Source organism: Clostridia bacterium (assembly GCA_017410375.1).
In the GTDB taxonomy this organism is placed as follows: domain Bacteria; phylum Bacillota; class Clostridia; order RGIG6154; family RGIG6154; genus RGIG6154.
On the sequence record JAFQQW010000069.1, the window covers coordinates 44703 to 56489 of the forward strand.

3 protein-coding genes are annotated in these 11787 nt (G+C 44.6%); all 3 read right to left on the reverse strand.

Features of this window, described 5'->3' with window-relative positions; translation table 11 throughout:
* Positions 1-1017: 1017 nt before the first annotated feature.
* Positions 1018-3936 (reverse strand): hypothetical protein, encoded by a 2919-nt coding sequence (locus tag IJE10_11570; GenBank protein MBQ2968742.1) that lies wholly within the window; start codon positions 3934-3936, stop codon positions 1018-1020.
* Between the two features lie 943 nt (positions 3937-4879).
* The gene (locus tag IJE10_11575; protein ID MBQ2968743.1) at positions 4880-7171 is read right to left on the reverse strand and encodes a hypothetical protein; all 2292 of its coding nucleotides are present in this window, start codon (positions 7169-7171) and stop codon (positions 4880-4882) included.
* Between the two features lie 760 nt (positions 7172-7931).
* On the reverse strand, positions 7932-11744 hold the full coding sequence (locus IJE10_11580) for a family 16 glycosylhydrolase (protein MBQ2968744.1): 3813 nt from the start codon (positions 11742-11744) through the stop codon (positions 7932-7934).
* Positions 11745-11787: the final 43 nt, after the last annotated feature.

Consider the following 11787-nt stretch of genomic DNA (forward strand, 5'->3'; position numbering starts at 1 on the left):
GTTATTTTGTTTTTACACGGGCTCATGGATGCCGTGTATGTGCCGTCTATGGTAAAGAACGTAAATCGGATTGACGAGCCCCAAAGCCCACACATGTCAAATCAACTGGTCAGGAAGAACGGTTGCTTTTTCTTACCCCGGGTGGTTAAGCCGGAAAAAAGCAAGAGGACAGTATGCGGTTGTCTTTACTTTTTAAGCGCGATAAAGACGGTTGAGTTTTATCGGCATGCAATAGCCGTCCTTTGGATAGCAACCCCAAAGGAATTAAGGTTTTATCAACGCTTAATAACAATTTTATTGTAGCATACGCAAATTACGTACACAATGGAATTATCCTGTATGGACTAAAATCATTCCGCAATTGACTTTATAATTGTATCATACCACAAAAAACAATAGAAGAAGTTGCAAATATTGTCAATTTGTTTGCATTTCTTGTTATCATTGCCACAACACTACGCAATACAGTATACTCCACATTGTTTTGTATGTAAATACACTTTTTGAGCAAGTTGTTGCACTTTTTGACACACTCACCAATTTTATTTTATCATGGCAAGGGTAAAAAGTAAATACCTTTTCAGTTGATTTACTCTGCGCTTTCGAGCCATAAACAGCACCGTTTCTCTACTTTCCGTAGATATTTCAGAAAGTGATTCCTATTATAGCTTTACATCTGTCTTTCACTGTCGCATCAACACGCCATTTGTCATCCTGAACAAAAGTATTACTTGGAAGATTTTGGACTTTCTCTCCCTCCGTCACCGCTCTGCGGTGCCACCTCCCTCGTCAGAGGGAGGCAAAAAGGCTTCCTCTGATGAGGAAGCTGTTAAGCGTAGTGAGCACTCGCGAAAATTATTTCGAAAAAAACTTTTCACGAAAGAGAAAAAGTCCGCACAAGATGTGCGGACTTTTTCCATTTGAAAGAAGATTGATTTTTCTACATTTCCGGTTCATAGCCTTGCCGGGAATATAGATTTAACCTTTAAGCTCCATGAAAGCTCAAAAGGAATTTTATTATTTTGTAAGAGGTGCTGTAAGCGGAACCATCTGGGTCATGCCATCATTTTCGCCAATGAGGTGCATGCCTTCCCAAACATATACGGTTTCGCCATCAGCAACATTTACGGTGATACCGTCTTCATCCATAAAGTCAAGAAGCTCTGTTACGGAAGAAACGGACTTGATGCCACCGTCATTGGAAATGGTAATCAATTTCACCAGAACTGTTTTGTTGGTGGTTAACTGATATACACCATCCCCTGTCTTGGTTGCGGTAACCTTTAAAGGTGCCGCACTGACGGAGTTAGTCAGATACAGATGACTTAAATCATAGTTATATTTCGGGCTCTTCTTGGTTACAACCGTCTCGCCATTGGCATTTACTGTAGTATGCTTATTGCCGTTTGCATCAACAATTTCAAGCGGGTCAGACTGGAGCTGTGCAGAGCCGATACCTACTTTGTAGTTAAGACCGTTGATTTCAAGGGTTTCAGCTACAAACGGAGCTGCCGAATTATAACCCAATTCATAACGGCTCTTGGTGGCGTTAAATGCACTCTTTTTAATCGGGAAGTCGCGAACAACCACAACAACGCGGGATTCGTCACCGGAAGTGCCGTGGAGATAGTATGTAACACCGTCAATTTCAAATTCCTGGGTTGCAAAATCGTCCATGGTGATGTAACCGTTAAGATATGTGCCTGCAAGAGCATCGGTTTCGGTCGCATCAAAGGGGAAGGTTGTAAGGCTAGTTACAAATTTGTTGCTTACACCTGTAACTGCATCGCCCGCTACAACACCACCGTTACCGGTGATAATACCCTCTGTACACAAGGGCTTGAAGTTGGTTTTATCTGCCGGCTTGTAGGTAATTACGTCGCCGTCTGAAATCAACAGCTGATCCAGATCCCCTTCGTAAACCTTGCCGTTTACGGTAAGAATCTTGCCGGAGGTCATTTTGCCGTTTACAAATACATCCTTGTCATAGTCAAAGTATTCATCAAAGGTTGCCCTATCGGTGATGCTTTCGTGAATTGCAGCTGCCGCTTCAGCAGATTCTGCCTGAACAAGCCATACATATTCAAAACGCATGGAGCCTGTGCATTTAACTGTCATGGTATAGGTACCTGCGTCCAAATGTGTTGCTACCGTAGAGGTTTCTTTTGTCATTGCACCCTTTGAATCGGAAAGGAATCTGTTGTTGTCAACTGCGCTAGGCATCTGGGTAGAGCCTACCTTAACGGTGATGTAACGGCTGGTTTCCCATGCAGAACCGCTGGTCAGCACATAATAGTCGCCCGGCTCGTAAATGGTAACCGGCATGGTTAATGTGCCGGAACCGAAATAGGTCTGGGATGCCGGCCAGATTTTACCTGTGTAGCTGTTGGATGTAACAGCCCAGGGTGTACCGTTTGCAGCAAGATAGGTATCATAGGTCATAGGTGTAGCCATACCGCCGGGCATTTCGTTAAAGCTTAAGTCCTCGCGCATTGCCTGCGGAATAACATCAGAAACGCCGTAATCCAATTCCTCTGTGGTTGCTTCTTTTGCAGCTACGATTGCATCTAATGCAGTCTGCTGTTCAATGAAGTTACCGTTTTGGTCATTTACGCGTACGTTCGGGAAGTAGTCTGCCGCAACACCTTTGCCAACAACTACATCCTGACCGTTAAAGTTAACGGTAATGTCCTCAGAAGCAGTTACGTCAACCGGCTGAAGTGATGCTGTATTGAAATCTTCTTTGGAATAAGGCTTTGAATCTGCCTGCTTCAAGCCGATGTAGCTTGTTAAATCTTCGGTAGCAGGTACAAATGCAAAAGTGATAAGACCTGCGTAACCGGCTGCTTCCTGCAAAGTACGGATTGCAAATCTCTGACCTTTGGTTAAGGTTACGGTCGGTGCATCGTCATCAATTTCCCAGTAATAATACGGGTCAGATGTAGATTCATACGGACAGTTGGTTACGCCGAAAATCATATCAACGCCTGCAATATCAGCCGCATATACACGCTGATTTGCATCGCTCTTGTTTCTGTCTCGTTTCATTGCCAGCACTTTATAGGTACCGGATACAGGTGCTTCATATACGCCGTAAGCGAGGTCTAAGCCCAGACCGCCGTATGCACTTGTGGATACAATAGTATCGTTAGAGGTCTTGTAATGAACATTCTTGGTTGCCCAGTTATCACTTACAAAATGAGTCAGACCGTTTTCGGAAATAAACATTGTGCCCTTGGGGAACACAGTGTCTGCCACATAGGGGCTCTTGATGGTAACTGTTACATTTTCAGCCTCGAAGTTTCTGGCAGTGCCGGCATTTCCTGCCTTATAGTCAATATAAATCATCAGGTTTTCTTTAGTCAGTGCAGTAGCACTTTTTGCAGAAGCTTCACCGTTGATTATCGGGTATCTTTGCTTGTTGTCTTCACAAATAACACCCACCTCATCTTCCACATGCAAAAGCGCCAAGAGGGCTTCATCCGTTGCCGCATCTGCTTTCATTGCAGTCGCAACTTCCCCATTAAAAGGCAGAATCGACGTGAAATAGAGGCTGTTGGAGCCCGAGCTGTCCTTGGCACCCGAGAAGGATGCATTTCGAACCGGAATGGTGTAGGGTGTAGGACCGTCAATGACAAAATCAAAGGAAACCGTGTAATACTTTCCGTCTGTTACATTTTTTTCGTTGCGTAAAAGAGACGGAATGATGCTTTTGTCCGTATACGTTACGCTACCGGCACCTTCGTTAAAAGCAATTCTTGCTGTGGTTGTAATCTCACCGTTATCATCCCATCTCGTCCACAAATCGTTATAATCGTATACATATTTGCGGGTAGAAAGGGTTGTTGCATCTTCAGCAGAAACAGATACTGCCATGATACTGAAAACGAGAGAAACTACAAGCATGCATGCTAAAATCGTCTTGCTTGTTTTCATTTTCTTTTCTCCTTCCAAGATTAGTTTGTCACTTAAAAAACAACTCGGTCTTTTTGCGGACAAACGCACAAAAAAGACACGTCCCTTTAAACTGCCGATTGGGTGAAAATGGCATTGAAAGCGGTAAAAGACGGTTAAATCAGGCAAAGCACGTCTTTTACGGCAGGCAGGATTTTTTGCTGTGGTTAAAAAAATCGGACACATTTGGATATTTTCTCAGGTGTCCGACTTTTTAGCAATATGAAGCTGTTTTTTGGCTTGTCATGGGGCTCATGGTTTCCCGATGACCTTTATCTTCGTCTTTTTACAATCTAAATGAACAGAACGAAAAGCTATCCATGAAACAAAATTCCTTCCCCGTTTGGTTAGGACGGGCACATAACAAATTTCCGTCTCATCAGACAGCAGGAAATCTGTCCAATGAAAATTTCGTATGTGAAAATTTTGCCGATTGTGACGGCTTTTAAGCACAAGCGCTTATAAAACCATTTTAATATTATCATATAAAAGGAAAAAGTCAAGTGTTTTTTTAATTTTAGTCTTTTTTTTACAAGAAAATGTCATTTTTGAACAAATTTTTTGTATAACATGTTTTTTGGAGTTCCTTTGCTACCCTGAACGCAGTGAGCACTATCCAAAAAGTATTACTTGTCAGGCTTTGGACTTTCTCTCCCTCCGTCACCGCTTTGCGGTGACACCTCCCTCGTCAGAGGGAGGCAAAAAAGGCTCCCTCTGACGAGGGAGCTGTTAAGCGTAGTGAGCACTCGCGAAAAGTATTTCTAAGAAAAGTTTTCACGAAAGAGAAAAAGCCCACACCGATGGGTGTGGGCTTTTGATTGAAAGAAGATTGATGTATTCTCTGTCTCCGACCCATAGCAATGTCGGAAACGTGAGCTTTTCTTTTTTCGGTTTCCATGAAAAAACCGAAAAAGATACATTTAAATTATTTGGAAATCGGAGCACATACCGGAATTGCAGATGTACCTGCAGTGATTTCAAGACCTTTCCAGAGGTAAAGGGTTTCGCCCGGGTCAACCGAGATAAATTTACCGCCGTCCATAAAGTTGAGAACTACGTTTTCTGTTTTTGTGCTCTTGATTGCACCGCCATCCTTGGTTACACGAACCAAGTTGAGGCTAACGGGTGCATCGGTGTAAAGAATAACACCGTTTGCGGTTTCAACTGCAGTTACAGTTGCCTTTTCGGGCAAAGCATTTTTAACCACATACAGATGAGACATATCATATCTGGATGCCTGAACCTGACCGGAGGACAAACCGCGTCCGTATACTTTACCGTCGATGGTTACATTGCTGTAGCTCTTGTTATAACCGAACTGGAAGGTTGTACCGTCGGATTTGTAGCCGCTGGATAAAATCGGATAGTCGATACGGTTCCAGGAAAGAGTATCGTCGCCGGTTGTTTCTGCAATGTCAGCGATAACCGGTGCATAGCCTACCACATAATAGCCTGCATAGGCATCTTGAACAGTAGAATCTGCAACGATGTGTACAAATTTATTGCCATTAGACATGTTAAACTTGCAGTTTGCACCGTTTGTAGCAACTACGTCACCGTAAGAAGCAGCCGCACCACCGTTTGCAGTGATGGCAACCTTCATAACGTCTCTTGCCTTCACAACGATTTCATCGCCTTCTTTAAGCTCTATCTGGTCCATATCAACACAGTAAGCGCCATTTAAGGTTGTGATGTATTGCGAAGTGAAGTCACCGTTTACCACGTTACCGTCAATCAGCTTGGTATTGGTTGCATCCCAGGCAGCTGCGGTAAGTGCATAGGTTGTATCTGCTTCATCAGCAGTAGCAACAGCGTCTAAAACAGTTGCACCTTCAATAAAGTTACCTGCTTTGTCGACAAGCGCAATGTTGGGGAACAAATCGTTTGCCGCATCTTCAACAGCTGCTACTGCAACACCGTTTACGGTTACGTTTACGGTTACTTTGTCAGCATCTGTATAGCCGGGTATGGTGATGCTTTCTGTATCGTTGTAAAGCTGATCTGTAGTTGCGGGCAGGGAAGCTTTATTTGCAATCATGGTTGCAGCATCCATGTTGGCAGATGCCGGAACAAATGCATAACCTAAGCAGCCTGCATATCTTCTGTTGGTGCCCGGAACACGCATAACAAATTTCTGACCCTTAACCAGCTTAACGGTTTTCTGTGCACGGTCAGCTCTGCCACCGTTTTCGGATTCCCAGTTGTATGCGGGAGAAGCGCTTGCTGCAACCGGACTGTTGTCACAGGGATAGTAGAATTCTTCACCGTTAATTAAAACATGCAGGTCACGGTTACTGTTGCTACCAACCTTTTCCGCTCTGTCACGCTTTAAGGCAAACACATCATATTCACCGGTAGCCGGTGCTTCAAACACACCGTAAGCGAGGTCGAGGTTTGTACCGCCGTCCTTCATACTGTTCATGATGTTGTTGGACCAAGTCCAGTGGGTGTTTTCGGTCGCCCAGCTGAAAGAGAAGGTCTGGATTTTCTTCTGGGAAATGAAGAAGGAACCGTGCGGAATCTTATAGTCCTTTGTCTTGGGGGTGTTGATGGTTACATCCACATCAGCGTTGTGATAGCTCTGCAATGCATTTTCCACACCGCCTGCTTTGTAGCCTAAGTATTTTACAAGATTCAGCTTGGAATATTCGGTGTAGCTGTAAGCTGCAACTTCGCCGTTGATAACAGGCTTGTTTGTGTTATCATTCTTCATGATAACGCCACCAGCGATACCTTCTTCTTCATTTGCATCTTCAATGTAGAGGATGCTTCTTAAGGTTTCATCGGTTTCCGCATCTGCCAGCAGCTGCTGTGCAACTTCGCCGTCAAAGGGAAGCACGGATGTAAACCAAATGCTGTTGGTACCGTTTTCAGCTGTGTAGCCACGGAGTGTAGCTTTGCTGACTTGAAGTGTAATCGGGTTTTCACCGGGGATTACAAAGTCAAAGCTTACCTGTGCACCGTGTGCATACAATGCTTTAGCGTCAACTTCATCATCTAAATTAATGGTTAACTGCGCATTGCTCAATACCACACTTGCTTTTGTTTTCATTTCACCGTTTGCATCCCACTGGTCCCACAATTCGTCGAAAGTAGTAACATACTTGATGGTCGCTACTTCAGCAGGTGCTGCTTCTTCAGCAGAAACAACCGCTGTGAGACTGAAAATCATGCACAAGGAAAGTACAAGTGCAAGAATTTTCTTGCTTGTTTTCATTTTATTTTTCTCCTTTCAAAATTTGTTTGTCACGAAGAATCGTTCAGCATCCCGACGGACAAACGCACCGCAATGCTCTCCAAAAAAATTGCTGGTTAGACAATCTGATTTGTGTACTGCACACTGAAACAAGGCAAAGAAATGTGCTTTAACACAAATCGGAGCTTTGGAATTTCAGAAAGAATGATGTTCTTTGGCTTTATGTAAATAAAGCCAAAGAGAGATAGCTATCTCTCTAAAATCCGCATATGAAACGGTTCTTTGGTTTTTCGCAAGGCTCATGGGTTCCCTTGCGAACCTATCTTTTTTGCAATCTGATATGAACAGCATAAAAACTGCCCAATGACAAGCCATTCCTGCCTGGTTAGAGCAGAAAATTCATAAAGCATACTTTAAAAGTTGTCATCAGACAGCAGGAAATCTGTCCAATGCATTGCTTCATTCCGGGTTTGCCGATTGCATATATATATAAACAGTTTTTGCCGAATTCCGGCTCGGCGACACTGTTTACAGACCATTTTAAGGTAACTTATATTATATAATAAATTACATATATTGTCAATAGATTTTGCAATTTATGCCTACCTTTTTTCTGCAGTGTTGCGTTACTCCTCCCATAGTTCATGCTGTGTTTATGGGATTCTTTAGGGGTGCTGTCCAAATCTTTGATTTGGTTAACAGTCCCCTATGCAACAGCGTTCCAAATCTTTGATTTGGCAAACGCCACTGCCGCTATCGCTCAGAATAACAAAGCCTAAAATCACTGTGCGGATTTGGGCTGATATACGCGCACATATTCCACATCCATGGATTTGCCGTCCAAATCACCGAATTCTTCTTCGTAGGCTTCAAACTCCGAAGGTGAAAGCACTTTCCCGTTGCTGTCTTTAATCTTCATGATGGCAACACTGAAATATACCGCTACATCAAAGTCTCCGCGTCCCTCCAAGGCAAATTCCCGGAGCGGCACACCGTCAAAATACCAGATTAACGTATCGGTATCCCAGTACAAGCCGTAGCGGTGGAAGTTTTGGCTTAAATCTCTCGGCACATACGCCGAACCACCCGTAGAGGTTCTTCCGCCCTCTACCGGAATGAGATTCCCCTCTTCATCATAGTAGTGATTCCAATGCATGTTCATCTGTATTTTTGAGGGCATTCTGCCTTCGTTGATATCAAGCTCCAAATACGGACCGCCTATCGAGCACAGCCAGAAAGAGTTGTTACAATAGGGCGTTTTACCCAAGGGATAGCGGTACATGGCTTCATAATAGCCGTAACGGCTGTAAAAAGCGGTCTTTTTGGTCCACATGTGTCCCGAATTCCAGTTTCCCGATATGTCAACCTTTTCGGTCGTGCCGTCGTCATTGGTAACCGAAACGGTTCGCGTCCACTCCCCTTTGTGAATCAGGAGCTTTAAGTAGCCGTTTTCTACCATCTGGTCGTCTGCACTGCGCAAGGAGGCAATGTGACCTGAATAACCGCCGGTTGCCAGTTGCCATACATCGGTATTGATTTCGGTGCCGTTAAACTCATCGCTGAACACCAATTCCCAAGCATCGGGATTCTCCTTGATGGGACTTACAAATTCCGGAAGCGCTATAAATGCCGACAGCATGTCATACGCCATATCGCCCGTTAAAACATCGTAAGGATTTAAATTGTCCACACCGTTTCCGCGGAGTACACCCGATTCAACGGTTTTAAACACCGCATCCACATATCCGCTGTAAATAGTCCCTGCATCGGGATACATATCTGCAAGAAACGTCTTAGGGTCTGCAAGGGAAATGATGCGTTTTCCGCTTTTTTCCAAGGCATCTGCCACAAAGGTGCATGCCTTTTGCACAGTCATCTCCCCGGTGTCGGTCTGATTGTGGGTTTCCCCGATTACGCCGTATAAAATATCACAAAATTCTTTCGGAGATACGGGGCTGTCACTTCCGTCCAAGGCTTTTAAGGCAGGAAGCTCGTTAAAGGCAGCATATACTGCATGATTTTCTATTTCCGCGCTTATGTTTTGCGTACCGTCATTGGAAACCATGGTACGGGTTGTCTGAACTGCCGACTGGTTACCGTCCTGAATTTTAGCAAACACCGCAGTATCGTCCAAGACACCTGTATAAGAAACAGAAGCAAGCTTTGGGGTTGCCTTATACTGTTCTCCGCATTGGGTGTACACGGCAGCCGCTACGGCACTCCGTGCACCGGCAACCGTTTCTCTTTGCATCATAATCTTAAGGTAAACGGGATTTACACCGTCATTTACCGCATCAAAAGCGGATTGAATGTCCGCCTCGCCATAAGAAAGGGCTATCTGCGCACCAAGCGCTTCAAAGCGCAGAACGCCGTCGGGAAATTCTTCTTTCAGGTCTGAAAGCTGTGCCATATCCAAAACCCAAAGCACCTGATTCTGGTCGGTGTCGCAGGTAAGGGTCATGTCGTTTGTACCGATAACCGAAAGGTCGGGCGTTGCTTTTTGCGCCATGGCATCAAATCCGAACACTTCTTTCGTGTTTTTGCGCTCCATGTTTTCAAGCTGCGGCTCAATCACCACCGCACAGGTTCGAAGATATGTGCCGTAGTCTTTTTTGATTACAAATTCCTTTGCGCCTTTGCTCAGTTCAAATTCACCAAGCAAAACCAGTCCCTGATTGGCAAGAGCATCAATTGTTCCGCTTGCGTTATCTAAGGTCCAGCTGTACTGCAGTGCCGTTGTCTCGGGATGCATGGGGATATAATAGTAAATGTTATATTTGCCCGTAACCGGAATAAAGCAATCATACACAGCGGTTGCATTTTTATCATTGCAATAGTGTGTACTGTAATGCATATACCCCTCTAAACTGCTCCCCCGGTATGTACCTATATTTTTTTCGTGCCTGGTATCGAATGAGTACGCAACCGTATCCACCTCATAGGCATAGGTAGCGCTTTTTGGGGTGTAGTCTGCACCGTATTTCTGTTTTTCACGCAAGGGCTTAAAACCATCGTCAAACAGCAAAGTGGTTAAATTTTCTGTGTTTTCTCCCGTAACGGGTACAGCAAAGAGTTTTTGGCTTGCACCGCTTTTTACGGTCATTCTATTGGTTAAAAACGTGTTATCCCCCTTTGTGGTCACCAAAAAGGTTTGCGGGGAAACGTTTTGATTTTCAATTTCAAAGGTTGCAAAGGGATTTGCCGCCTCGGTATAAACTGCAGGTGCGGAAAAATCCGAAATATTACCTGCACCGTCCACCGCACAGGCGGTAACGGTTGTGCTGTCCGAAAGATCCATCGGGATTGCCGAAGCATTTTTCTTTGCATAAAAGCCTGATTGTTCTCCGTTCTTTACAATATAGCCCAAAACAGGCTCGGCAGCGCTGTCGGTTACCGTAAGCACGGCACCCTTGACGTTCCCGTCATACACACCCGAAACAACAGGTGCTGTCGGAGGTGTCATATCCGCAAAAGCAGCTACATATCGGGTGTAAAAACTGCCCGAGCCACTTCCGAAACGATAAATTTTAAAATGATTCTGTGCATAAAAGCTGTTTGCGGAGGTATCAATTTGAAGAGGCTGAATTGCATTATAGAGATAGCTTCCCTCTTCCGCAAAAGCAAGGAAAGCAAAGCCCGTCCAGGAATTTTTAGTGTACAGGTTAAGCACCGCTTCCCCTTTTTCCAAATGTATGGTGTGGGGCGAAACAAAGCCTGCACCGGAATTGACATCGCTTACAAAGCCGTCGGTCTGCCCCTGAAAGCTACCAAACCAAAAACGGTCGGTGCTGTTGTATTTATGAATTTTCTGTACTTTTCCTTTTTGCACCACATCCATACCAAAGGAACGGTTGCTGTCGGTGCCGCCGCCCGAGGCAGGGTCATAGGTGCGCACGTCCGAGAACACATAATAGTCCCCGGTATAGGGTACGTTAATGTGCAACGATACGATATCTTTACTGAATTTGTCTGTCCCCTTAGAGGTATAGTAATGTCCATAATTTTTATATGTTGCGCCTGCTTCTGTGGCTAAACCCAACGCAAGGGCGGTATTATACACAGCCTTGCCCGTGATTAAAAACTGATGCTTTTTCGCAGGCACAAGCTTGATTGCACCCACACGGGAATTTCCGCCGGGGCAGGTGTGTACAATGCTTTCGGTGCCGTCGCCCGAAAAGTCAAGCGTTCCCATGTTTACCCAGCCGGGCGCTGTCGTTTCGCCTTCCAGAAGCTTCTGGTATACAGAAAGATAAGAGGTTCTGCCCACGTGATTTATGTCAAACTCCATGGTTTCACGGCATAAAGCATGGGGACAAACCCAAAAGTATACATCATAGTCGCCTGCAGACATTTTTGGAATGTTAAAGGTTACTGATGCACCCTTTTCCGAAGTCCACAGATGACTGCCGCCGTCATAATTTTTTACGGCGGTAGAGGCTTTCCAGTCTCCGCTTTTTTCGGAAATGGGAATAACAATTTCCCCCTCTATGGGTTCGGTGCTGTAGCTTTGTGAAAAAGCATTCGACGCACCCAAAACCGAAAGCGGACTTAAAAGCATTATGGAAATAAGAAAAAGGGCAATGATTTTTTTCATAATTAAAACCTTTCAAGAGAGACAATTCCCTGCACCGCCAAAG